The following is a 24,563-nucleotide window of genomic DNA, read 5'->3' on the forward strand; positions in this document are numbered from 1 at the left end:
CGGCTGGCTTCTTCTATAAACCTAAACGCTCAAAGATCAAGTCGACGTTTTTCAAATGATAATTGTAGTCAAAGCAATCGGCAATCTGTTCCGGTGTGAGACGGGACGTGATTTTTTCCTCCGCTTCGACAAGCTGACGGAACGGCACTTGTTTTTCCCACGCTTCCATCGCTTTCGGCTGAACCGTGTCATATGCTTCTTCACGAGGCAGACCCGTGTCGATTAAAGCAAGCAGCACGCGTTGAGAATAGATCAAACCGAGTGTGCGGTCCATGTTGCGTTTCATATTTTCCGGGAATACCGTTAAGTTTTTGACGATATTGCCGAATCGGTTCAGCATGTAATTCAGCGCGATTGTCGCGTCAGGGAGAATGATGCGCTCAGCTGATGAATGAGAAATATCACGCTCATGCCATAACGGTACATTTTCGTATGCCGTCAGCATGTATCCGCGGATCACACGCGCCATGCCCGTCATATTTTCCGACCCGATCGGATTCCGCTTATGAGGCATAGCCGATGAGCCTTTTTGTCCTTTAGCAAAAAACTCTTCCACTTCACGTGTTTCACTCTTTTGCAGACCGCGGATTTCCACTGCGAATTTTTCAATGCTCGTCGCGATCAAAGCCAGTGCCGCCATGTAATCCGCATGTCGGTCGCGCTGTAATGTCTGAGTGGAAATCGGCGCCGCTTTCAGGCCGAGTTTTTCACAGACATACTGTTCTACGAACGGATCAATATTTGCATATGTGCCGACCGCGCCGGAAAGCTTCCCGACTTCGATCCCTTCTTTTGCCTGCTTGAAACGTTCAAGGTTGCGTTTCATTTCTTCGTGCCAAAGCGCGAGTTTCAGGCCGAATGTCGTCGGTTCCGCGTGTACGCCGTGCGTGCGGCCCATCATGACCGTGTATTTATGTTCTTTCGCTTTTTCTTTTATAATGTCAACAAATCTCTCAATGTCCTTGAGCAAGATCTCATTCGCCTGTTTTAATAGATAGGAAAGAGCGGTATCCACGACATCTGTTGACGTCAGGCCGTAGTGAACCCATTTTCTTTCTTCGCCTAATGATTCTGAAACCGCGCGGGTGAATGCAACGACGTCATGGCGCGTATCCTGCTCGATTTCCAAAATGCGGTTGATGTCGAAAGACGCGTTTTCGCGCATGACTTTGACGTCTTCTTTCGGAATGACGCCAAGCTCAGCCCAGGCTTCACAGGCTAAAATCTCGACTTCCAGCCATGCCTGGTATCTGTTTTCGTCCGTCCAGATCGCGGACATTTCAGGTCTTGAATAACGTTCGATCATTATGCTCGTCCTCCGTCTCTTTTCATCCATATGTTCGTGATGTCTTGAATCCATGTTTCATCAGGCTTCCGCAAAAATGTCATATGCCCCATTTTGCGGCCTTTTTTAATCTCATGTTTTCCGTACAGGTACAGTTTGGCTTCCTTTAAAAGCTCCGTATGCTCCTCCGCAAGCTTCACTTCATCACCGAGCAGATTCACCATCATTCCCGGTTTGAGAAGATCGGTTCTGCCGAGAGGAAGTCCGCAGACCGCTCTGATATGCTGTTCGAATTGGCTCGTTTCACAAAGGTCGAGCGTATAATGCCCTGAATTGTGAGGACGCGGCGCCAGTTCATTAATCAAAAGGTCTCCGTCTTCCGTGACGAACATTTCCACCGCAAGCGGCCCGACAAGTTCCAATTTCTCCGCGAGCTGAACGGCAAGCGCCTCTGCCCGCTTCTGAACCGTTTCCTCCGCTCTCGCGGGCACGATGCTTTGGAACAGAATATTATTTTTGTGGATATTTTCAGCAGCCGGAAAGGTTGAAATCTCACCGTGCACCGATCTCGTCACGATAACGGAAAGCTCCATCCGGAACGATACCCAGCTTTCCAGTATGCACGTGCCGTTTTCTAACAGCGCAGCCGCTTCATCTGTCTGTCCTTCTTCCTTAATGACAAATTGGCCTTTGCCGTCATATCCGCCGCGGCATGTTTTCAGCACCGCCGGGAGCCCCAGTGCCTGAACGGCTTCCTCAAGCTCCCGTCCGCTGTTTACGATCCGATAAGGCGCGACTTGACAGCCTGCTGACTGGATCGCCTTTTTTTCCGTTTCCCTGTTTTGGGTGATGAGCAGCAACTCGCTTCCCTGGGGAAGATATGCATGTTCTTTGAGCCAGTTGAGCGCCTCGTAATCGATATTTTCAAATTCGTACGTAATGATGTCACTGACTCCGGCCAATTTTTGAATCGCTTCACGGTCATTGTACTGGGCGGTAATCTCAATATCGGCGATCTGTCCGCATGGCGAGTCTTTCACGGGATCGACGACAGCGACTTTATAGCCCATCTGTTTTGCGGCGACAGCCATCATTTTTCCGAGCTGTCCGCCTCCGATAATGCCGATGACGGCGCCGGGGTAAATCGTTTTTTTATCAGACAAGATGATCACTGCTTTCCAGCACCGTTTGTTTTGTCGCATTTCTTCTCGCCTCTAGTTTATCCGCAATGTCATCGTCAAATGCCGACAAAATTTGCGCGGCTAACAGACCCGCGTTCACTGCGCCCGCTTTCCCGATCGCAGTCGTCGCGACCGGCACGCCGCCGGGCATCTGTACGATAGACAGAAGAGAATCAAGCCCGTTAAGCGATTTTGTCTGAACCGGTACGCCGATCACCGGCAGTGTCGTTTTGGCCGCCGTCATACCCGGCAGATGCGCCGCTCCCCCGGCTCCGGCAATAATGACTTTTAAGCCCCTGTCTCTGGCGCTTTCTGCATATTCAAACATCAAATCAGGCGTCCGGTGCGCGGATACCACCTGTTTTTCATAAGGAATGTGAAGTTCGTCAAGTATGTCGCATGCATGTTTCATTGTCTCCCAATCGGAAGTGCTTCCCATGATGATTCCTGCTAGCGGCTGCATTCTGTTCCCACCTTCTCATGCTTTGTTTTTCAGAAAAAAAAGCCCGGCTTATATTGCAACTATGAGGAAGCAATACAAACCGGGCATGGCGCGCGTATCGTCAGTCGTTCGCTTCTGCGATATCCATGTCAGCTGTTTATCACTTTCCTGCATAGTCCGGCCGTTTACGGCAGCCGGGTAGAAACTTATGGGCCATATTCCCAAGATTATATGAGGTCGTGTTTTGATTTCATGTTTATCTTAACAACGGACTTGGATAATGTCAACGACATAATCGAACGATATAAAAATTCTTTCTTTTAATGTTCGTGTTTAGATCAATTTCCCTTCAAATACGATTTTTTTCCCGCAAGGAACGACTTGAATTGATCCATTTTCTTTCTTTTCTGTAAAGATCGGCTCTTCCATCCGCCGGACGGGCATATAACCCTCTTCCTTCATTAAAGTGAGAATGGTGTCGATCGTTTCATGTTCCGTTACTTCAAACCGTTTCTTCTTTGGCTTTGTCATTCCTTAATTCTCCTCTTCTTCACTGCTTTCACCCAGAATCCGCCGTGGATCGCTTTCGGCTCAAAAGCGATGATAAACGCTTTTTCATCGAGCGTTTTAATCGTATCATACAGCTGAAGCTCATATTTGCGCGGCGTCAGAATCTGCATGGCGGTCCGGTCCCCTTCAAGGCCGCCCGCGACCCAGCTTGTGACTCCGTATCCTTTTTCCCGGAGCTGTTTCGGCAGGTCCAGATCAAGCTCTTTCGTAATGACGTTGACTGTTATGTAGCCGAGCGCCAGTTTTTCTTCAATTTTCATTCCCACTATGACGCCGAGGCCGTAGCCGAGCGCATAGGCAATGACGTTTTGAATTTGATTCAGATTGCCGAGCACGAGACTCAGGCCGGTTACATACACAAGGATTTCAATCGTACTGATGCCTGCGGCGAAATAGCGCTGTCCCTTTAATGTCAGAATCATCCTGATCGTAAAGAAAGAGACATATATAATGTTAATGATGAGAATAATGAGAACCATACCTATACTGTTGGATAAAATCGTCTGCATCATTGATTCCCCCTCCTCTGATAATTTGAAAAGCCAATCTTTCAATTAAGGATAGTTTACCCTCTTTTCATCATTTTCAAAAGAAAAAAAAGCCCGCCCCGCAAGGCAGACTTTCAAGCTCTTATCAGTGAAGCTCGGCTTTTTTCAATCGTTTGACGGCTTCATATTCCTTCTCAAGTTCACTCAGCGTGTATCCGGACAGTTCCTGAACATGGTCTTGATAAAACCCTGAGCGGATCAGTTTTGTCCTCAGGTGCTGTTTTTTCCGATTAATGGCTTCTCGCAACAACGGGGCCATCTTCATCATCCCTTTCCGAATCATAAAGATTAATGCCGCTTTCCAATTTCTGTTGATCCCATCATATATCGGACGGCTTTTCAAAACAACACGCTTTATTAGAAATATTTGTAAACATTGTGAAAGACAAATTTCGACTTATAAAGGGATCAGCGAAGCAGTAAAGTACTCTGAAATAAGCGGCCATGTCACAGCCGTAAAAACGAGCATGATGATGACCGCCGCGGAAATACAGTACATCACGTCAGCCGCAGGCTTTTCAGCCGATTTGTATAGAATCTGCACAAACTGCACCATCGCCGAGGCGGCCAGAAACAAGGTCAGCGCCGTAAACACCACGGTGATGACCGGCAGATTCAATATCGCGAAAATCATCCACACGATAGAGCAGGCGACAGCCGGAACCAAAAGTGATCCGACCCCCGCGGCCGCATCCCGCATCGTGATTTTCTGTTTCATCATATAACGTGATACAAGCCAGACCGCGCCGGCCGCAGCGGCAAAAAAGACGAGCGTATACACGAGAACGACGGTAAAACCGTCAAAAAACGTATGATGCCGCTCTCCGTATCCGAGAGGCCTTTGCTGGCTTGCCCTCAGCTGAAACCAATTTCCGATTGAGAAAAAGATACTGAATACAAGCATTGAAATAAGAGCATATTTAAAGCGGGAAAAGCCGTCTTCCCCAACGACCTTCACCGGTGATGTCAAAATGCGCAGCGCGAAACGGCAATAACGTTTAACCGCGGCCCATGCAGAAGCGAGTTTTTCCGTAAAAGCCGGAGCCGGGCGCCGTTCCTTATCTTTTTTCTTTTGCTTTTGATAACGTCCCGCATTTCTGGACATTCTCGACAGCGGTTCTTCATCAGTCCCCTGATGCTGTTTTTCTTCTTCCAACGTTTCTTTTCTTTCTTCCGTCATGTCAGCAACTCCTATCAAAAAAATACGGCGGAATTTGTTAAACAAGAAAATAAAACACTTATATAAGGTACCGAAGCGTCCTCAAACAGTCAAGCGGTTTTCTTCACCCGGACACCCACATGACGTTTTATAGTATGTATTGGTTTTACGGAATAGGACAAAAACAAAAAACCGGCTGTCCTCAGCCGGTTTTTCCGTTATTTCAAGAAGATGAAATACAGGATAAAGATGACGAACAGCCCGTACATAATCGGGTGAACGCTTTTTCCTTTTCCTTTGCAGATCATTGTAATCGGGTAAAATATAAAACCGATCGCAATCCCCGTCGCAATGCTGTACGTCAGCGGCATCATAATCATTGTTAAAAATGCCGGCACAGCCACCTCGAATTTATCCCAGGCGATCTTACCGAGCGGCGCCACCATCAGCGCGCCGACAATAATTAAAGCCGGAGCCGTCACATTCGTGGTGACAACTGACAGAAGCGGCGAGAAAAACATCGCCAGCAAAAAGAGAATGCCCGTCACAACAGCCGCGAAGCCGGAGCGCGCCCCCGCCGCAACGCCTGAGCTGGATTCAACATAAGAAGTCGTTGTAGACGTACCGAGTACGGCTCCGATAACGATTGATGTTGAATCCGCCAGAAGCGCTCTTCCCGCACGCGGAAGTTTGTTTTCCTTCATCAGCCCGGCCTGTGTCGCTACAGCTACCAGCGTACCGGCCGTATCAAAAAACCCGACGAACAGGAACGTTAAAATGACAATCAGCATTTGGACGGAGAAGATATCCGGAAGATGCATCCACGCCTGTCCGAAAGTCGGCGCAAGACTCGGCACGCTGCCGACAATGTGCGTCGGAACCGGAATCAGTCCGCAGACCATGCCGGCAACCGCCGTCAGAAGCATTCCGATAAATACGCCGCCGTTTACGCGAAGCACCATCAGAATGACCGTCACAATAACACCGAAAACCGTCAGCAGCACAGGGCCGCTGTGAATATTGCCGATAGACACCAAAGTCGATGAGTTCGCTTCAATAATGCCCGAACCCTGCAAACCGACAAATGTGATAAACAAACCGATACCCGCGCCGACCGCCAATTTCAGCTCAGGCGGAATCGCATTAATGATTTTTTCCCGCAGTCCCGTCAGCGAAAGCGCCACGAAAATAATTCCGGAAATCAAGACGCCGGAAAGCGCAGCCTGCCATGAAATCCCCATGCCGAGTACGACAGAGAAAGCAAAAAACGCATTTAATCCCATACCCGGCGCAATCGCGATCGGATACTTTGCAATGAGCCCCATTAAAATACAGCCGGCCGCAGATGCCAATGCTGTAGCGGTGAACACCGCGCCCTGATCAATTTTTAATGCTTCGGGAAATCCTTTCACACCGTTTAAAGACAATGTCAGCGGATTGACGAACAGAATGTACGCCATTGACAAAAAGGTCGTTAAACCGCCGATGATTTCATTACGATAGCTTGTCCCCAGCTCATCAAACTGAAAAAATTGCTTCAAGCCAATTGCCTCCTTCATTCTCTCCCATTTATTCTGCCCGTTATCCGCCAAATAAAAAACGCCCCAAATACATTTGGGACGCTTGACTACATACGTTCAGTCTGAATAAATAAGAATGGATTATTTATATCAAACGATTGAGATTGATCCGTAGTCAAGCCATTTACGGTAGCTTGGTAGAAACTTGCGGGCCATATCCCCGCCATTATACGATATCTGCATATTTGATTTCTGAGTCTATTGTATCAATTCAATTTTGAAAACTCAATAAAAAAAACGAACAATCCCGTTAAAAAAATTTGGTTTATTCGTTAATTGACCAAAAATGGAAGACGGCAAAAGCCGCCTTCCAGACATCATTTTCCGTCCGCAGGCCGAACCGGCACCGCGAATGTGACCCCCTTGTCATCCGCCAGCAAGTTCATAACCGTTTGATTGACGTACAAAGCGTATGAATCGAATGAGAAACCGCGCAATGAATAATCTTTATCGGATGAATCATCCAATTCAAAAACGGATTCCATTTCACCCGTTTTAAGATTCGTGACTTTCGCCTTATTTCCTTTCAGATAATAGCCTTTTTCATACTCATCAACTGATGGCCAGGTTTTCATTTTTTTCGTATTGCCGAGACCGATTGATTCACCGACATTGATCAGCTGATCTTTATCCGTTTTGCTTACATCAATTCCGCTGAATTGATAATCGACGATCACCCGTCTGCCTTGCTGTTTGATCTTTTTGACGGTAATGCCGACATGATGATGTTTCGTTTCATAACTGACAGGCAGTTTTGTTTTCAGAAGCACGATTTCTCCCGGCTCTGATTCTGATTTTAAATTACCCGTTATGAAAAGTGTTTTCGCTTTCGGGTCTATCGGTTTGCTGAATTGAGTTTGGCCGCGTATTCTTTTCCCGCCTCCGGGAAGATTCTTTCTGCCGCCAAGTTCAATATTCGACATCGTCATTTCATAATGATTTCCTGCATCATCCGTTGCTTCGTCAATCGAGATGGCATCATTTTTAGCTGCATCTTGAAAGTCGATAGAATACAGGAGAGCCGATCCCATCGTTCCGTTTTCCGCCCGGATATCGAAAAAGCGGTATAATCCGTGATTTACATTCACAGCTTTCGTTCCTTCAAGAGAAACGGACTTTTGTTTTTTGATCGGAAGTGTAAAGCGCCAGTTTCCGGGGATATCCTTAATTTGTGTAATGACAAGCGGAAGCTTATCACCGTCTTTCAGCTTTGAGCCGTCCGTGAACAGGCGAAGCTGCCCCGCGTACCGTCCGTCTTTCATTTTTTTCATATCACTGCTGTCATAATCCTCTGCTAACATATTCCGTGGATCTTTATAATCAACTTGAAAAGAGATGCTGTCCTCATCTGATTTCAAATTGTCAACGGTAAAATTGTAAACGAGCTGTCCGCTGTCGTAATACACACTTTTCACTGTCACCGTAATCCCGCGTGATTCCGCTTTCTCATTCAGTTTTGTCACCAAATTGCTTTTAAACAGCGCAGAACCTGCCTTATCCTGAAACAGACTGTAAATTTGTCCGGCAACAGGAATGTTTCCCATAGCCGTATTAACGGAGGGCATGAATAAACCTGAGGACAAATACAGAATAAACAAAGCAGCAGCAACCGCGAGGCCGTTTATCACTTTTCGTCCCCATCTCCGTCTGACGGCGCCTTCTTTTCCGGCACGGACAGCAGCGCTGTGTATCACGTTTTTCAATTCAGCTTTCGGCACGTCAATGTCCTGATACAATTGCTTCATTTGATGCTTTTCCATATATATTTATCCTCCTTTTCCAGCTCCTGCTTCAATGCTTTTCTCGCCCTGTGGAGATGCGTTTTTACAGTGCCTTCCGCCATTCCGGTCTGTTCAGCGATCATAGCAATCGAGAAATCTTGAAAATAATAAAGCTGAATGGTCAGCTGTATATGTTCGTCAAGCGTTTCCAGGGCATTCCGAAGATCTATGTATTCTTCAATGTTCTTATTCTCCGCGCGTGTATCATGTTGCGGCTCAAACGGGATGACGTCTCCGTGCTTTTTCCTCATCGCAAAAATCGTATGAAGCAAAATCCGGATCAGCCACGTTTTAAAATATTTCGGCTCCTTCAGCTGCGCGATATGCAGAAAAGCCTTGTAAACCGTTTCCTGCACTGCGTCCAGCGTATCTTCCTTGTGATGCAAATAGAGATAAGCTGTTTTATATAAAGTCTCCTGATGAGCTGTGATCAGTTTTTCAAAGGCTGCGGCATCACCTTTTTTCGCCTTTTTGATCAATCGTTCTTCCTTCACCTTATCCACCTCCTATGCTGTTAGATATGAATCAGGGCAAAACGGTTTCAAAAAGATGAAAAAAAAACGCCTCTTTTTTAAAAGAGACGTTTTTTTATCTTGATTTATTCCCATTCAATGCTTTCTAAACATTATAAGAATTAATTTATTGAATATCAAGCCTTTTGGGGTTTGTAGTTCCTTGATTTAGAAGTTACCATTAAAAATATTGCTCCCCCGTGTTCTGAATATTATGGGAGGGGGTAAATACTGTGATTTAGTGTTTTAGTTGACCTTATAATAAAAAAAGCGCACTAAATCGAATTGAAAGGTGCAAAAACATGATTACAAATCAACAATTAGTCATAAACAATTTGGAAGAAAAATTAAAATCATTTACCCATACAGTTAGCGGAGAGCTTACAAAGGAAGAAGATTTCATCATAGCAAATACAAAAATCCCCACTGATACATTCAATGTAATATTACCGAAATCTCCAAATATCAAAAATACAGTTAAGATCAGACATGGAATCGATAATTTTTCATATAAAAAATATCCCTTTAGTATTTGGATTGATGCTCAGTATTTAACTGAGGATTGGACAAAACTTATACAAGAATATGATCTAAAAGAAGCGGAACGTAATGTAATGATGAAACTTGAAAATACTCTTAATGTTGGGCAAAGAATTTCCCATCAGCTTATGATTACTGCTGTGAAAAATGATGAAGAACTTTTAAAATATATAGACGTATTCATGAGCTTATTTGAGGGTACACCAGAAAAAGATGCACTAGAAAGTTATTTTAATACGTTTTCACAAGTAAAATTAGGTTCAGAAGTTCAGATGTTTATTGGATGCATAGATGAAATGCCTGTAACTACCGGTTTATTAATAGAAACCAAAGATAGCTATGGTATTTATGATGTGATGACAAAAGAAACATTTAGAGGTAAAGGAATTGGCAGTGAAATGTTTCAATTTCTTCTAAAGCAAACAAAGGATAAACAAAAACCAGTTGTATTACAGGCTTCAGAGGATGGAAAAAATATCTATAAGCGATTTGGATTTATAGATGTCGGAGAAATGGTTGTATTTGAATAGAGGGTTTCTTTAATTTGCTTAATTTGAACAAACTTTATTCTAAAACAACATTAATTATTATCCCATTGTGGAATACTTTTTCTTTAAAATTCACGGTTCAATTAATAATATTGGATCAATTGTTGCTATAAAAGAAAAAAGAGCTTAGAACCCTTATAAACCAAGGATTCTAAGCTTCTTTTGACTATTCCCACTCAATCGTTGCAGGCGGCTTGCTCGTAATGTCATACACGACGCGGTTGATGTGTTTCACTTCATTGACGATCCGTGTCGAAATCACTTCAAGCACATCCCAAGGGATACGCGCCCAGTCAGATGTCATGCCGTCAATTGATGTTACGGCACGGATACCGATTGTGTAATCATACGTTCTCGCATCTCCCATGACGCCGACGCTGCGGATGTCAGGAAGAACCGTGAAGTACTGCCAGATGTCGCGCTCAAGGCCGTGGTTCGCCACTTCTTCACGCAGAATCGCGTCTGATTCACGAACGATCTCAAGTTTTTCTTCCGTTACTTCGCCGAGTACGCGGATGCCAAGTCCAGGGCCCGGGAACGGCTGACGCCATACGATATCATCCGGAAGGCCGAGCTCTGTGCCAAGCGCGCGCACTTCGTCTTTGAAAAGGGTGTTCAGCGGCTCGATCAGTTCAAACTGCATATCTTCAGGAAGTCCGCCGACATTGTGATGCGATTTGATCGTTTGCGCCGTTGCAGTACCGCTCTCGATAATATCCGTGTAAAGCGTTCCTTGCGCTAGATAATCGATGCCTTTAAGCTTGTCCGCTTCATCATCAAATACGTAAATGAATTCGTTGCCGATGATTTTGCGTTTTTGCTCAGGATCAGAAACACCTTTCAGCTTGTTTAAGAATCTGTCTTTCGCATCAACTTTAATGACATTCATATTAAAGCCTTCGCTGAACGTTTTCATGACGCCTTCCGCTTCGCCTTTACGAAGCAGGCCGTGATCGACGAAAATACAAGTCAGCTGGTCGCCGATCGCTTTATGAATTAAAGCAGCCACAACAGAGGAATCAACACCGCCGCTTAGCGCGCAAAGAACCTGCTTGTCTCCGACTGTTTCACGGATTTTTTGCATTTCGATTTCGATAAAGTTTTCCATTGACCATTTGCCTTCACAATCGCAAACGCCGAATACAAAGTTTTTCAGAAGATCATTGCCGTATTCAGAGTGGCGCACTTCCGGGTGGAACTGAACGCCGTACCAATTCTTGTCCGCTTTGCTCATCGCTGAATTCGGACAGTGATGGCTTGTTGCGTCAACAGTGAAGCCTTCTGGAACTTCTACAACCAAATCGCCGTGGCTCATCCAGACAACTTGTTCTTCCGGAAGATCTTTGAACAAGTCAGGAGTTCCTTGAATCTGAATGTTGGCTTTTCCGTATTCGCGCTGGCTTGCCGCCTCGACTTTTCCTCCGAGATAATGAGTCATCAGCTGCATGCCGTAGCAGATGCCTAATACAGGAATATCTAGTTCAAAGATTTTTTCGTCACAGCGGAAAGATCCTTCATCATATACACTGTTCGGTCCGCCTGAAAGGATAATTCCTTTTGGATTCATTTCTTTGATTTCCTCAGCTGTCAACGTATGGGGGTGCAGCTCGCTATATACGCCAAATTCACGGATCCGGCGGGTAATCAGCTGGTTATACTGACTGCCGAAATCAAGAACAAGAATCATTTCATTCACTAACTTCGTCATGGTTGTCACCTAATCTCCTCTAAGTTTTTGACACAGAAAAAACGGAGGACAAACGTTCAGCCCTCTGTCGCGCAAGACTTGTCCGGAAGCCCGGCTTTTTAACGCTCCCGGGCTCCCATTTAACATTCATTTATTCTAACAACAGGACGATATGCGGTCAAGACTATCTTGTTTTAATTATATTTTCCCACAACTGTCCCGATTCATTCCAAAGCTCCGCTGCATTATCCCTGCGGTATAAGGCCCGCTCATAGAGCAGCGTCAGCTCGGACATGTCGTTTGTATGGTACGCCTCGTCAATCCTCGCGGCAAAATCGCGCAGTGTTTCTCCGTCTCCCCTGCTGAATCCTTTTCGTTTCAGCTGGCGGAGCAGCGCGGCATATGCGTCGAAAAAGACGTCTTCATCCGTACGCCGCTTCAATCTGGCTGCTGTAACGTGCGGAATCCAGCGCGCCCGGAGCACCCAGGCGAGTGCCGCCGCGGCTGAAATCACGATGACGATGGCTGCATACGGCCATAGCTGTGCCGCGGTTTTGTTGCGGATCACAGGCTGCGGTGCCGCGCTGTGATCCCGCTTTTTCGGCTTTTCCTCTTTTTCCGGCTTTGTTTCCTGACGCTGCTTGTCAGACGGTTCATCCGAATTTCCCGCTGAGCCTCCGCTGTCTTTTGCCGCCGTATGATTTTGCTCTGACGTAAACTCCGTCGGATTGGTGAAGCCTTTTGTCGGCTCAAACGTCACCCAGCCCTGATCGGGAAAATACACTTCTACCCACGAATGGGCGTTGTTGTTTGTGACTTCATAAATGTGGCCGTTATGGTCGCCTGCCCCTTTATATTCGCCGGATGTATAGCCCTTCACCCAACGGGCGGGGATTCCCGCAGAGCGGAGCAGCACGGCCATTGCCGATGAAAAGTTATCACAATATCCTCTTTTCGTTTCAAACAGAAATTGATCGACATAATCCTGATTGTGCTCCGGAACCGCGACATCCTGTGTATTATACGAAAATGCGGAAGATCCGAGATAATCCTCGATCGCCTTCGCTTTATCGAACATATTATGGTGATCCCGTGTCAGTCTGTCCGCAAGCTGTCTCACTCTTTTCGGAAGGCTGTCGGGGACCTGTAAATACCGGTCATTGAATTGATTCTGCTCACGGTATCGTTTCACTTTCACTTTTCTGAGATCATTCAGCTTAAAGACGGGCGCCTGAAAAGTCACCGTGTACCGTCCCATATTGCGGATGTTGCCCACTTGTTCACTGACCGGCGTAATTTGCTCGGTGTTTCCGTTCATTTCAAGCTGAATCGAGTGCTTCGGTTTAATATTGGAGACGCCGATCGGATACATGACGTGATTATAGAGATAATTTTCATCAATGGACACCTGTGCCGTATACCGTCTCGTCTGCACACTCCGGTCAAACCATATATCTTCCACGTTGCCGCCGTTCAGTTTATAGGACATGCCCTGATCGGTCTCCACCCAGCCTTTCCCCGTGTATGTATCCTTCGTTTCCACCCGGAAGTACGCCCGTTCTTTTCCCTTCCATGTGAAAACCGGCGTATCATCCTGCTGAAAAGGGCCGCCCAATGTTTCATCATGATTGCCGTAGCCGATTTTGCTTTCGGCGGCGGGCACTTCTTTGTGGTTTGTTATTTTTTTAAGAAACGGCACGGGGTCCGGCCAGTTCGGGTCTGATTTCGGAGCCGCCAGACCGAACACGACGGAAGCGCAGATAAACAGCATCAGCGGCAGAAACCATTTGAGTATCAATCTTTTTTTAAACGCTATGTGTTCCGTAAGCCGGATGCGCTCCATATACAAAAGCCCCATCATCAAAAAGCCGATAAAGACGATCCGGATGACGGCGTACGCGGCAGCATAAGGAGTAAACGTATCAAGCACGGTGATATACGCCACCGTCATGATAAAAAAGAATAATATTTTCCGCTGATAGATCACCCAGTAATGCAGCAAATACACGAGCAGCCATAAAAGCACAAAAAACAGCAATGTGCGGAATGACGGATTCATGTCATTCCATCTTCCGGACCCGATGTGGCGGGCATTTTGCATCACGTCCCGCAAAAAAGAAACGAGCCATTCCGGCTGAAAAACCGAACCTTTATAAAACAAGATGTGAATACTGATCAACGTAAACAGAATGCAGGACGGCACGGTGACGTACCACCTCATCCGGAAGAATGACAGCAGAAATGCCAAACCGATAAAAACGATGAAAAAACCGGTATGTTTTGTATCTGTAAAATTGTGCAGCGGCCTGAGCCATTCCCATAACAATAAAAAAGCGAGAAAATAAAACAGCAGCAGACTCAGCCTGCTTCCCTGGTTCTCGTCATGCGGCATGGCGCGCCACCTCTCTTTCTAAACAACATGGGACACCCGTTTGTCCCTGATCATTTGCACCTTAATATTTTTTTGAGCGAAGATGAGAGCGAGTTTCCGTTCTTTCTCCGAAAGCGCGGCATTCGTTTCTTTCGCCAAAAACACCGTCATGTCAGCACGGCCGGGCTCAGCCTGTTTGAGAAGGTCTTCTGTAAGACTGCCCGTCACGACGGCAATGGAAGCTTTGCGGACGCGCGGATCCGCCAGCTCTTTTCCTAAACGCCCGCCTGCATCGGCTTCTTCCGATTCTGAAGCTGATGCCAGGTAACGCAGCATCTTTCTGAAATGCCGGTCTCCCTCCCGGACGGGAAATACGGTCCGGTCGCTCCCCAATGAAATAAATCCTGTGGGAGAGCCCTTCACAAGCGCCGTGTAAAGCAGGGATGCCGAAGCTGATACCGCGGCTTCAAACGATGGGGACGGCCTGCAGTCCAAAAGGAGAGTCATATTCACACTCTGCAGCGGGTCAAATTCCTTCGTCATCAGCTCATTTCGCCGCGCCGATGTTTTCCAGTCAAGTGCGGAAAACCGGTCGCCCGGCTGATAATTTCTGACGCTCGCAGCCATTGCGGAGCGGTGTACCTGAAACGGAGCGCCGGCAGCCGCACCCTCTTCTCCGGATGCGGCCTGCGGCTTATAGTGAACAGACCCGTACGCCGGAAAAACCAGAACCGTATCCGTAACGGAAAACGACGCCGTCTTGTCCAAAAGCCCGAGAACATCTCCCGTCCGCACTCTTATCGTATGTAAATGATGCTCTCCGCGCGGCACCTGCGGCAGCTCATATTGTAACGTCAGCTTCCTTTGAAACCACGGAAACACGAGCTGTTTCGCACTGCGCCTCTCGCCAAGCGTTTCCGGCATCACATCTTCAATGACCATATATGTCAGCGGAAACGGCAGGCGCCTCGTCAGCCTGATGGTGACAGACAGCCTGTCGCCTGAGGTTAACTGGGCGGAGGACACGTCACGCGTCACCTGAAACGCCCGCAGCGGGTACACAGCGACCAGCCCGGCGTAAACGGTAAATGGCAAAAACGCATAAAATAAAAACCAGCTCACAAATCCGCCCTGAAACATGGCATAAGAAAAGACAGCCGCCGTCAGTACGGCCAACATAAGCAGCTTCCAGCCATATAGAAGCCAATGCATCTTCTTTCTCATTAGCGGACCGACATCCTTTGAACGGGCACTTTTTCCGTTTGCATGATGTCTTCTATAACCGCTTCCGGCGTCACGTCGTTAAATTTCGCCTCGGCGGTCAAGATCATTCTGTGCGGCAGCGTATACGGAGCCAAATACTGGACGTCATCAGGAATGACGTAATCGCGGTCATGAAGCAGCGCGTACGCCTGCGCGGCTTTCATTAATGAGATTGAACCGCGCGGACTTACGCCCAGATGTACGGACGGATGCCGGCGGGTATGCTGAGTAATGCCGACGATATACGCTTTAATTCCATCATCCACCCGCACCTGCTCCAATTTTTGCTGAAGGCTGATAAACTGTTCTTTAGAAATGACGGGCTCGATTGTTTCAAGCGGATTGCGCCCTTCCTGCAAAGACAGAACTTGAAGCTCTTCCTCGGCAGTCGGATAGCCCATGCGCAGCTTAAATAAAAACCGGTCAAGCTGGGCTTCGGGAAGCGGATACGTTCCTTCATATTCAACCGGGTTTTGTGTGGCCATGACGAAAAACGGCTCAGCCAGCCGCATTGTCTTTCCGTCAATCGTGACATTCCCTTCCTCCATTGCCTCAAGCAGGGAAGACTGCGTTTTTGGAGAGGTTCTGTTAATTTCATCAGCCAGCACGATATTCCCCATGATCGGTCCAGGGCGGTATTCAAATTCCATCGTTTTCGTATTATAAATAGAGACACCCGTCACATCTGACGGCAGAAGATCCGGCGTGAACTGAATCCTCTTAAAGTCAGCTCCGATCAGCTTGGCCAAAGCGCGGACCATCATCGTTTTTCCGACTCCCGGCACGTCTTCCAGCAGCACATGCCCTTTTGCGAGAATGGCGGCCAGACTGAGTATGGCGATATCCCGTTTTCCTATGATGATGTTTTCAATATGCTCAACGGCTTTCTCCAGCAGCGGATGCAGCTCTTCTTTATAAGCCATTCTTCTCCTCCTAGTCATCTCTCAAATTTCAATTATCGTAACCTAACTTTACCACAAAATATAAACAGTATAAAAAAACGTTTCCAGCGAATTGTTTCCAGTCTAAAAAAGGAAAAAGCTCCCTTTAGAAAGGAAGCTTTATTTCAGCTGGAGAGGCTCCATATGAACGTGTGAATGGTCAATGGCATGTTCCTCTTTCATCTTGCGTTCTACCTCATTTGCGATCTCATGACTCTCTTTAATGTTCAGATCTGACGGCACTTCAATGACGACATCAATATGAACGGAGCTGCCCAGATATCTCGCTTTAATATCTTTTAAACGGCTGACGCCCGCAATCTGTTCAATCGTCTTTTTATAATCAGAAATATGTTTGACATCAAAACCGTCAGTCAGCGAATGAGAGGATTCCTTAAAAATATCCCACGCGGTTTTGCAGATGATCAACCCGATGATAAACGCGGTAACCGTATCCACCCAAGCCAAATGGAACTGTGAAGCAAAAATTCCGATAAACGTGCCGATACTGACGAGCGCATCTGATTTATTATCAGCGGCCGCAGCTGAAAGGGCCTGGCTGTTTACCTTTTTGGCAAGCCCTTTCGTATAGCGGCAGACCATCAGCATCACGACGGCGCTCCCCGCGGCCGTCCAGGCGGCTATCATATCCGGCGTTTCCTCTTTAACGGAAAAAATAGATTGCGCGGCGCTGAACAGCACTTGCATTCCGACAAACATCATAATAATGGAAGCGATGAGGGACGCGACGGTCTCCGCCCGAAAATGGCCGTAAGGATGATCTTCGTCAGGAGGTTTCTGAGAGATGCGCAAACCGATGAAAACAGCCGCAGATGCCGCGATATCAGTCGTATTATTTAAACCGTCGGCCTGAAGCGCTTCTGAGTGAAACAAATAACCGATCACAAGCTTCACAGCCGACAATGCCGCATATGCGCCAATACTGACAATCGCTCCGGTTTCGCCTTTTTTCAATTCATGATATCTCTCCACTGAAAATCCTCCTTCCCGTTCAATTTTTCCTTCATTATCATACAAAGCGAGGACACAGTGGGTCTATAGAAACATGATTCACTTTCCACAGAAAAATAGTAAGCATAGAACATTTATGCACTCAGGAAACTTATTTTCATTCACAAAACCCCTCTCATCCCAATCGTATCAAGGATTCTCGCCAACCCACGTTCATGGAATTATTTTCAAAACCATTAAAACACAGAAATAACAGAAAATTATTTTTTTTCCTTCCGGCACTTTCTGCTGTACGGACGAGAAAAAATGTCATATTTTCTTACATCATTTTCAACTGCCTGTGGCATTTATGATAGAATAATACTTGTCGGAATATTCAGCATAAACAAACCAAAAGGAGGCAAAGAATGAATCAGCCTAACTCTTTATCAAAGGGATTAAAAACCCGGCATATGACTATGATTTCAATTGCCGGCGTGATCGGCGCCGGATTATTTGTCGGAAGCGGATCCGTCATTCATTCCACCGGACCCGGAGCGATTGTCTCCTACGCTTTAGCAGGATTATTAGTGATTTTTATTATGAGAATGCTGGGGGAAATGTCCTCCGTCAACCCGACAAGCGGTTCGTTTTCACAGTACGCGCATGACGCCATCGGTCCTTGGGCCGGTTTTACGATCGGATGGCTGTATTGGTTTTTCTGGGTCATCGTCATTGCCATTGAAGCCATTGCAGGCGCCGGAATCATACAGTACTGGTTCCCGGGCATTCCGTTATGGCTGACGAGTCTGCTTCTGACCGTGCTGTTAACACTGACGAATATTTATTCAGTTAAATCGTTCGGCGAATTTGAATACTGGCTTTCCTTAGTGAAGGTAGCGACGATCGTTGTCTTCTTAATCGCGGGATTTGCGTTCATTTTCGGAATCGTCCCCGGCAGCAAGCCGGTCGGGCTGGAAAATCTGGCGGGCAGCGGCGGATTTTTCCCTAAAGGTCCAAGTTCCGTTCTGCTCGGCATCGTCGTTGTCATTTTTTCTTTCATGGGATCTGAAATCGTCGCAATCGCAGCGGGAGAAACGTCAAATCCGGTCGAATCCGTCACAAAGGCGACCCGCTCAGTCGTTTGGCGGATCATTATTTTTTACGTCGGTTCCATTGCGGTTGTGGTCACACTGCTGCCGTGGGATTCAGCCAATATTTTGGAAAGCCCCTTCGTTGCCGTTTTGAGCCATATCGGGGTTCCCGCTGCCGCTCAAATCATGAATTTTATCGTCCTGACAGCCGTTCTGTCCTGCCTGAACTCCGGGCTTTATACGACGTCACGGATGCTGTATTCACTGGCGGAGCGAAATGAAGCGCCGCGGCGTTTTATGAAACTGAGTAAAAGAGGCGTACCGGTTCAAGCCATTATCGCCGGCACCTTTTTCTCCTATATTGCCGTTGTTATGAACTACTTTTCTCCCGACTCCGTATTTTTGTTCCTGGTCAATTCATCAGGGGCGATCGCACTGCTCGTCTATCTCGTCATCGCCGTCTCGCATCTGAGAATGAGAAAGAAAATCGAACGGACAAACCCTGAATCTCTTAAAATCAAAATGTGGTTTTATCCGTACTTAACCTACCTGACGATCATCGCCATTTGCGCCATCTTGTTATCTATGCTGTTTATCAGTTCAATGCGGTCTGAATTTCTGCTGACAGGATTTATTACTCTGCTGGTACTTGCCTCATATGTATTCCGCAAAAAACAAAAACCGAAAGAGAGCGCTTCCGAAAGCCGGATTGCGCAATAACCGCAAACACCCCCCTCAAAAAAGGGCGGGTGTTTTTTTAACCAACCTGTTCAAGGCAGCATTAACTGTAGTACAGGATTTCAATAAATGATAAGGACAGGATGAAAAATGGCACTAGAAAAATTTGCAGATGAACTGCCGATTATCGAAACACTCCAGCCGCAGAAGAAATCAGACGGCAGCACGTATTATGAAGTCACCATGAAGGAATGCTTTCACAAGCTGCACCGCGATCTCCCGCCGACCCGGCTGTGGGGGTATAACGGTTTATTTCCCGGCCCGACGATCGACGTGAACCAAGATGAAAACGTCTATATTAAATGGATGAATGACCTTCCGGATAAGCATTTTCTGCCAGTGGATCATACCATTCACCATTCAGAAAGCGGCCATCAGGAACCCGATGTCAAAACCGTCGTCCATTTACACGGCGGAGCAACGCCGCCGGACAGCGACGGCTACCCGGAAGCATGGTTCACAAAGGATTTTAAGGAAACGGGTCCTTATTTTGAGAGAGAGGTATACCATTATCCAAACAAACAGCGCGGGGCTCTGTTATGGTATCACGATCACGCCATGGCGATTACGAGGCTCAATGTGTACGCCGGGCTTGCCGGGATGTATATCATCCGCGAGCGAAAAGAAAAGCAGCTGAAGCTTCCCTCCGGAGAGTACGACGTACCGCTTATGATTTTGGACCGCACATTAAATGACGACGGTTCCTTGTCTTATCCGAGCGGACCTGCTAACCCTTCCGAAACGCTGCCCGACCCTTCCATCGTCCCGTTTTTTTGCGGAAATACCATTCTCGTCAATGGTAAAGCGTGGCCGTATATGGAAGTTGAACCGCGGACATATCGTTTCCGCATCCTTAATGCCTCCAATACGAGAACATTTTCTCTCTCGCTCAATAACGGCGGGAAGTTTATCCAAATCGGTTCTGACGGCGGACTGCTTCCCCGCTCTGTCAAAACACAATCTATCAGCTTAGCCCCGGCAGAGCGGTATGATGTGCTCATCGATTTCTCCGCCTTTGACGGAGAACATATCATTTTAACGAACGGCACCGGCTGCGGGGGCGACGCCGATCCGGATACAGACGCCAATGTGATGCAATTCCGCGTCACAAAACCGCTGAAGGGAGCAGAGACAAGCCGGAAGCCTAAATATCTTTCAACAATGCCTAATGTGACATCAAAGAGAATACACAATATCAGGACGCTTAAACTTACAAATACGCAAGACAAATACGGCCGGCCCGTTTTGACGCTGAATAACAAGCGATGGCATGATCCTGTGACAGAAGCGCCGAAGCTCGGCACAACGGAAATCTGGTCGATTATCAATCCGATGGGGGGAACCCATCCGATACACCTGCACCTTGTTTCCTTCCAAATCCTTGACCGGCGTCCTTTTGACTTAGAGCGTTATAACAAATTCGGCGACATTGTGTATACAGGCCCCGCCGTCCCGCCTCCTCCAAGTGAGAAAGGCTGGAAAGATACCGTGCAGGCGCACTCGGGAGAGGTCATCAGAATCGCGGCGACCTTCGCTCCTTACAGCGGACGCTACGTATGGCACTGTCATATTTTAGAACATGAAGATTACGACATGATGAGACCGATGGACGTCACGGATAAGCAGTAAACAAATATCACCCCTTTTAGAGAAGGGGCTTTTTTATTTATCCAAAAAGAAAAAATAAGAAGACACTTATTTGCATATACTGTAATAACAGGAAGACGATGCACCCTCATTGGAAATCTGGATAGAAAAAGGAATTAGGAGATTAGGGAAAAGTATGAGACAATGAAGGAGTGCACGAAAATTCATAAGGGAAGAAGTGACTTTATGTCTTACTACAACAAACGTAATCAGGAACCGCTGCCTAAAGAAGATGTCAGTACGTGGGAATGCACAAAAGAGGACTGTATCGGCTGGAGCAGAAAGAATTTTGCCGGCAGTGATACCCCGACTTGCCCCCTTTGCGGCAGTAAAATGATCGACGGCGTCCGTTCGTTGGTAAATCTCCAAAACAATAACCAAACGGCATCAAGTTAGACCTCCCTTTTACGAGTCTCAACATAGAGAAGGCCTCCATGTCTCATGAGAGGCCTTTGCGTTATCATGTCCTTTTATGATGCAAAGGAGCATTGAACATGAAAAACGATCGGCAGCAGAAAGATCTGAAGGAAATGGCAAAACGGCGGAAAATGAACCTTGCCGCACAGTCATTCATCGAAACGCTTCATTTTGCCGTTCCGATTCTCCGTTTTTTCAAATGGCTCGCCTCAGCCGCAGCCAGCTTTGTTCATTAAAAAACACCCAGCGGGCGCTGAGTGTTTTTTTCATGATTGGATGACGGAAAAACTGTTGATAATGCCGTTGTCATTTTCCCAGACTTTTTCGCATTTTTTCGTATCCAAATGATAAGCATAAATGGTCCGGACCTTCGCATTCCGCCCCGTTTCATCCTTCAGACGCTTAGCGCCTTTTGCTTCCGCCATGAAATAAATGATGCTGCCGTCTTTAGAAAACTGAGGCTGGGCATCAATCAGCGGAGCGAAGTCCTTCCCGTTTGAGATAATCGTTTCATCTTTTTTCGTTTTGACATTCATCAGACGGATGGACGCTTTTTGTTCCGTCCCTTTTTGGGTATAAGATGTAAAGACAAGGTTCTTTCCGTCCGGTGACACCGCCACGTCGCTGATAAACTGTTCAAGGTTTGTCAGATCCTGAAGGTGTTCGCCCGCTCCTGCTGCAAACCGGATATTCGTCGGTTCAGGGTCAATCCCCTTCTCATTTGCCTCATCCGTTTTTTGATAATCCTCTTTTACGGAATAATGCAGAAGCGCAAAATCGTTTTGGCTGCGGTTATAAAAGAAGCTGCTCACACTGTCGTCTTTCTCATCGGCGGCGGGATACAGATTTTCATAACGTTTCGTTTTCAAATCAAAAGATGCGAGACGGAAAATATCTTCATCCGCTTTTCCGAGACGGAAATAAATGTGCGTCAGATCCTTTGATAAAAACAGACTGTCAGCGCTTGCCGTTCCTTTATAAAGCACCGTCTTCTTTTTCGTCTTCAGATCAAGCTTATAGAGACGCATCTCATTTTGGTCATTATTCCCGACAAAATAGAGCACCTGATGGGCGTCATCCAGCGCAAACGCCGGATATGCCGAAAGCTTTTCCTCGTACAGCACGCGGCCGTCCTCGTAATATTTCGTCATCAGATCTTTGTCTGTAATGGAAACAAGCAGCTTGTCATGGCCGCCGGAGACAACGGCTTTCCCGCCGCCGTCGCTTTTTCCTTTAATCAGTAAAACGGACGCGATGACCGCCGCCGCCAAAACGGCAGCCAGCAACATCCAGATCCATCGTTTCTTCTTCATTATCAATCTCTCCGTCAATCAGAAAAAGCAAGAATCAGTGTCCTTGCTTTTTAAGATGGTCTATTTTAATAGCTGTAGTGTCCGGATACTCTTCCTTTGCTTAATGGATATCCGAGCGCTTTGAACGCTTTCGGGCTGACATCCAATACGGCATTCGGCAGACGGCCTACATCATTTTTGTATACGGTGATAACCTTTTTCGGTTTTGCTTTCGCATAAGCTCTGATTTTCGTTCCGTTTCTCGGAACGTCAAATCCTAATTTTGTCGCGCAATCCCAGTGCCCCAGTTTTTTACCGGAAGATCCTTTTTTACCGACTCCATTATACCATGTAATATTTCCGTTCACTTTTTTAGCACTTGCATCAGAAGAGTAACTGATCGCTCCCAGCGTGCTTCCTGCTAAAATCAATAAGGCTAAGAATAACTTCTTCAAGCTTTCGTCCTCCTGATTCTTTATTCTAGGCAAAATTATACACCAAGAAGACGATTATAATATTTCAATCACTTTACATGTTCATTACAACGTGATGAGACATGCACATAACGACGGCACAATTTCCCGTTCTATATAATTCCATGGTAAATTATACTACAAAATTTAATTCATTAGCGTTATAATATTCATAGAGTATTTCTGCATTCAATATGGACTTTTTATAAGGCCTATTGATAGTTGCATAATATGATATATTTTGAGAAATCAGGCTTTAGGAAGCAGGCACTTTATTCCTTTTAACCGTGGTTCATATTGATCATGTACCTATACTCGTTTCAATCAGACTAGGAGTGATAATCAATGAAAGCGGCAAGATGGCACAATCAAAAAGACATTCGAATCGAAAACATTGATGAACCTAAAGCAGAACCGGGTAAAGTCAAAATTAAAGTCAAATGGTGCGGGATTTGCGGAAGCGACCTTCATGAATATTTGGGAGGCCCGATCTTTATTCCGGTCGGCAAACCTCATCCGTTAACAAACGAAATGGCGCCCGTCACGATGGGTCACGAATTCTCAGGAGAAGTCGTTGAAGTGGGCGAAGGCGTCAAAAATTACAGCGTCGGAGACCGTGTCGTCGTGGAACCGATTTTTGCCACACACGGACATCAGGGAGCCTATAACCTTGATGAACAAATGGGATTCTTAGGCTTAGCTGGAGGCGGCGGCGGATTTTCTGAATATGTATCCGTTGACGAAGAATTGCTGTTTAAGCTTCCTGAAGAGCTTTCTTACGAACAGGGCGCGCTTGTTGAGCCGTCAGCGGTAGCGCTTTACGCCGTCCGCCAAAGCAAATTAAAAGCGGGCGACAAGGCGGCGGTTTTTGGCTGCGGACCGATCGGGCTGCTTGTGATTGAAGCCCTGAAAGCGGCCGGCGCCACAGATATTTACGCGATTGAACTTTCACCGGAACGTCAGGAAAAAGCGAAAGAACTCGGCGCTATCATCATTGATCCGTTAAAAACGGACGATGTCGTTGAAGAAATCGCTAAACGCACAAACGGCGGCGTTGATGTTTCTTATGAAGTAACAGGCGTTCCTGTCGTTCTCCGCCAGGCGATCCAGTCAACAAACATTGCCGGTGAAACGGTTATCGTCAGCATCTGGGAAAAAGGAGCGGAAATTCATCCGAACGATATCGTCATCAAAGAACGGACCGTAAAAGGCATTATCGGATACCGCGACATCTTCCCTTCCGTTCTTGCATTGATGAAAGAGGGCTACTTCTCAGCAGATAAGCTCGTCACGAAAAAAATCGTGCTCGACGATCTGATTGAAGAAGGCTTCGGCGCTTTAATCAAAGAGAAAAACCAAGTGAAAATCTTAGTCAAACCGAACTAAGTTGTCCCGCTGATACCGGACACATCGGAAAAAGAGCCGTTCTGGCTCTTTTTTTCATCTCTTCGTCTTTCCTTCCTTTTCCTTTTAAAAATGATCCCCTCTGCGCAAACTATTTTTCACCCTGTCCCGTCTATCCTTAGGCAGCAGCCTATGATAC

Annotated in this window: 23 protein-coding genes and 2 riboswitches; of the genes, 6 read left to right on the forward strand and 17 right to left on the reverse strand. The window is 46.6% G+C overall.

The window, feature by feature from the left end; all coding sequences use genetic code 11:
- Positions 1-13: 13 nt before the first annotated feature.
- From purB to BZ167_RS06205, 10 genes are all read right to left on the reverse strand, one after another.
- A complete protein-coding gene (gene purB, locus BZ167_RS06160; protein WP_061890462.1) occupies positions 14-1,306 on the reverse strand; it encodes an adenylosuccinate lyase in 1,293 nt (430 codons plus the stop codon).
- Complete coding sequence (gene purK, locus BZ167_RS06165; RefSeq protein WP_061890461.1) at positions 1,306-2,487, reverse strand: 5-(carboxyamino)imidazole ribonucleotide synthase; 1,182 nt, start codon at positions 2,485-2,487, stop codon at positions 1,306-1,308. Before purK ends, purB begins: the two co-directional genes overlap by 1 nt.
- Complete coding sequence (gene purE / locus BZ167_RS06170; RefSeq protein ID WP_061890460.1) at positions 2,441-2,929, reverse strand: 5-(carboxyamino)imidazole ribonucleotide mutase; 489 nt, start codon at positions 2,927-2,929, stop codon at positions 2,441-2,443. Before purE ends, purK begins: the two co-directional genes overlap by 47 nt.
- Positions 2,930-3,061: 132 nt before the next feature.
- Positions 3,062-3,163: riboswitch (purine riboswitch) on the reverse strand.
- A 78-nt stretch (positions 3,164-3,241) separates the two neighbouring features.
- Positions 3,242-3,439 carry an NETI motif-containing protein gene (locus tag BZ167_RS06175; protein WP_003155772.1) on the reverse strand — a complete coding sequence of 66 codons (198 nt, stop codon included), beginning with the start codon at positions 3,437-3,439 and terminating at the stop codon, positions 3,242-3,244.
- Positions 3,436-3,990, reverse strand: coding sequence for a DUF2179 domain-containing protein (locus tag BZ167_RS06180; RefSeq protein ID WP_007408893.1), 555 nt, complete (start codon positions 3,988-3,990; stop codon positions 3,436-3,438). The genes BZ167_RS06175 and BZ167_RS06180 overlap by 4 nt, the downstream gene beginning before the upstream one ends.
- A 121-nt stretch (positions 3,991-4,111) precedes the next feature.
- Positions 4,112-4,285 carry a Fur-regulated basic protein FbpA gene (locus BZ167_RS06185; RefSeq protein ID WP_003155777.1) on the reverse strand — a complete coding sequence of 58 codons (174 nt, stop codon included), beginning with the start codon at positions 4,283-4,285 and terminating at the stop codon, positions 4,112-4,114.
- 138 nt (positions 4,286-4,423) lie between these two features.
- Positions 4,424-5,206: a DUF6574 domain-containing protein gene (locus BZ167_RS06190; RefSeq protein WP_015416966.1), complete on the reverse strand. Its 783-nt coding sequence runs from the start codon at positions 5,204-5,206 to the stop codon at positions 4,424-4,426.
- A gap of 197 nt (positions 5,207-5,403) precedes the next feature.
- Positions 5,404-6,726 (reverse strand): NCS2 family permease, encoded by a 1,323-nt coding sequence (locus BZ167_RS06195; protein ID WP_007408891.1) that lies wholly within the window; start codon positions 6,724-6,726, stop codon positions 5,404-5,406.
- Between the two features lie 131 nt (positions 6,727-6,857).
- A riboswitch (purine riboswitch) is annotated at positions 6,858-6,959 on the reverse strand.
- Between the two features lie 123 nt (positions 6,960-7,082).
- On the reverse strand, positions 7,083-8,525 hold the full coding sequence (locus BZ167_RS06200) for a DUF4179 domain-containing protein (protein ID WP_077391976.1): 1,443 nt from the start codon (positions 8,523-8,525) through the stop codon (positions 7,083-7,085).
- Positions 8,507-9,040 (reverse strand): sigma-70 family RNA polymerase sigma factor, encoded by a 534-nt coding sequence (locus BZ167_RS06205; protein ID WP_061861220.1) that lies wholly within the window; start codon positions 9,038-9,040, stop codon positions 8,507-8,509. The genes BZ167_RS06200 and BZ167_RS06205 overlap by 19 nt, the downstream gene beginning before the upstream one ends.
- Before the next feature lie 320 nt (positions 9,041-9,360).
- Between BZ167_RS06205 and BZ167_RS06210 the strand changes: the two genes are divergently transcribed.
- On the forward strand, positions 9,361-10,128 hold the full coding sequence (locus tag BZ167_RS06210) for a GNAT family N-acetyltransferase (protein WP_042634923.1): 768 nt from the start codon (positions 9,361-9,363) through the stop codon (positions 10,126-10,128).
- Between the two features lie 184 nt (positions 10,129-10,312).
- Here the strand turns inward: BZ167_RS06210 and guaA are convergent, their stop codons facing one another.
- The 5 genes from guaA to BZ167_RS06235 form a co-directional block, all read right to left on the reverse strand.
- Positions 10,313-11,854 carry a glutamine-hydrolyzing GMP synthase gene (guaA, locus tag BZ167_RS06215; protein ID WP_007408887.1) on the reverse strand — a complete coding sequence of 514 codons (1,542 nt, stop codon included), beginning with the start codon at positions 11,852-11,854 and terminating at the stop codon, positions 10,313-10,315.
- Positions 11,855-12,017: 163 nt separating this feature from the next.
- Positions 12,018-14,225 (reverse strand): DUF4129 domain-containing transglutaminase family protein, encoded by a 2,208-nt coding sequence (locus tag BZ167_RS06220; RefSeq protein WP_061046483.1) that lies wholly within the window; start codon positions 14,223-14,225, stop codon positions 12,018-12,020.
- An 18-nt stretch (positions 14,226-14,243) separates the two neighbouring features.
- Positions 14,244-15,428 carry a DUF58 domain-containing protein gene (locus BZ167_RS06225; protein WP_061046482.1) on the reverse strand — a complete coding sequence of 395 codons (1,185 nt, stop codon included), beginning with the start codon at positions 15,426-15,428 and terminating at the stop codon, positions 14,244-14,246.
- On the reverse strand, positions 15,428-16,390 hold the full coding sequence (locus tag BZ167_RS06230; RefSeq protein WP_007408884.1) for an AAA family ATPase: 963 nt from the start codon (positions 16,388-16,390) through the stop codon (positions 15,428-15,430). Before BZ167_RS06230 ends, BZ167_RS06225 begins: the two co-directional genes overlap by 1 nt.
- Positions 16,391-16,528: 138 nt before the next feature.
- Positions 16,529-17,401 (reverse strand): cation diffusion facilitator family transporter, encoded by an 873-nt coding sequence (locus BZ167_RS06235; protein ID WP_077391977.1) that lies wholly within the window; start codon positions 17,399-17,401, stop codon positions 16,529-16,531.
- Positions 17,402-17,787: 386 nt separating this feature from the next.
- Between BZ167_RS06235 and gabP the strand changes: the two genes are divergently transcribed.
- The 4 genes from gabP to BZ167_RS20315 all read left to right on the forward strand — a co-directional run bounded on the left by gabP (position 17,788) and on the right by BZ167_RS20315 (position 21,491).
- Positions 17,788-19,173 (forward strand): GABA permease, encoded by a 1,386-nt coding sequence (gene gabP, locus BZ167_RS06240; RefSeq protein ID WP_007408881.1) that lies wholly within the window; start codon positions 17,788-17,790, stop codon positions 19,171-19,173.
- A gap of 108 nt (positions 19,174-19,281) precedes the next feature.
- Positions 19,282-20,820, forward strand: coding sequence for an outer spore coat copper-dependent laccase CotA (gene cotA, locus BZ167_RS06245; protein ID WP_015239305.1), 1,539 nt, complete (start codon positions 19,282-19,284; stop codon positions 20,818-20,820).
- Between the two features lie 204 nt (positions 20,821-21,024).
- Positions 21,025-21,234: a cold-shock protein gene (locus BZ167_RS06250; RefSeq protein WP_007408879.1), complete on the forward strand. Its 210-nt coding sequence runs from the start codon at positions 21,025-21,027 to the stop codon at positions 21,232-21,234.
- A gap of 98 nt (positions 21,235-21,332) precedes the next feature.
- A complete protein-coding gene (locus BZ167_RS20315; RefSeq protein WP_003155794.1) occupies positions 21,333-21,491 on the forward strand; it encodes a hypothetical protein in 159 nt (52 codons plus the stop codon).
- Between the two features lie 30 nt (positions 21,492-21,521).
- Here BZ167_RS20315 and BZ167_RS06255 read toward each other — a convergent pair whose 3' ends face one another.
- Positions 21,522-22,568 (reverse strand): TolB family protein, encoded by a 1,047-nt coding sequence (locus tag BZ167_RS06255; RefSeq protein WP_007408878.1) that lies wholly within the window; start codon positions 22,566-22,568, stop codon positions 21,522-21,524.
- A gap of 65 nt (positions 22,569-22,633) precedes the next feature.
- The gene (locus BZ167_RS06260) at positions 22,634-23,002 is read right to left on the reverse strand and encodes a cell wall metabolism protein WalM (protein WP_007408877.1); all 369 of its coding nucleotides are present in this window, start codon (positions 23,000-23,002) and stop codon (positions 22,634-22,636) included.
- A 363-nt stretch (positions 23,003-23,365) separates the two neighbouring features.
- On the opposite strand from BZ167_RS06260, the gene BZ167_RS06265 reads away from it, so the two are divergent.
- Positions 23,366-24,406 (forward strand): 2,3-butanediol dehydrogenase, encoded by a 1,041-nt coding sequence (locus BZ167_RS06265; RefSeq protein ID WP_077391978.1) that lies wholly within the window; start codon positions 23,366-23,368, stop codon positions 24,404-24,406.
- Positions 24,407-24,563: the final 157 nt, after the last annotated feature.

The organism is Bacillus sp. 275 (assembly GCF_001999205.1).
In the GTDB taxonomy this organism is placed as follows: domain Bacteria; phylum Bacillota; class Bacilli; order Bacillales; family Bacillaceae; genus Bacillus; species Bacillus velezensis.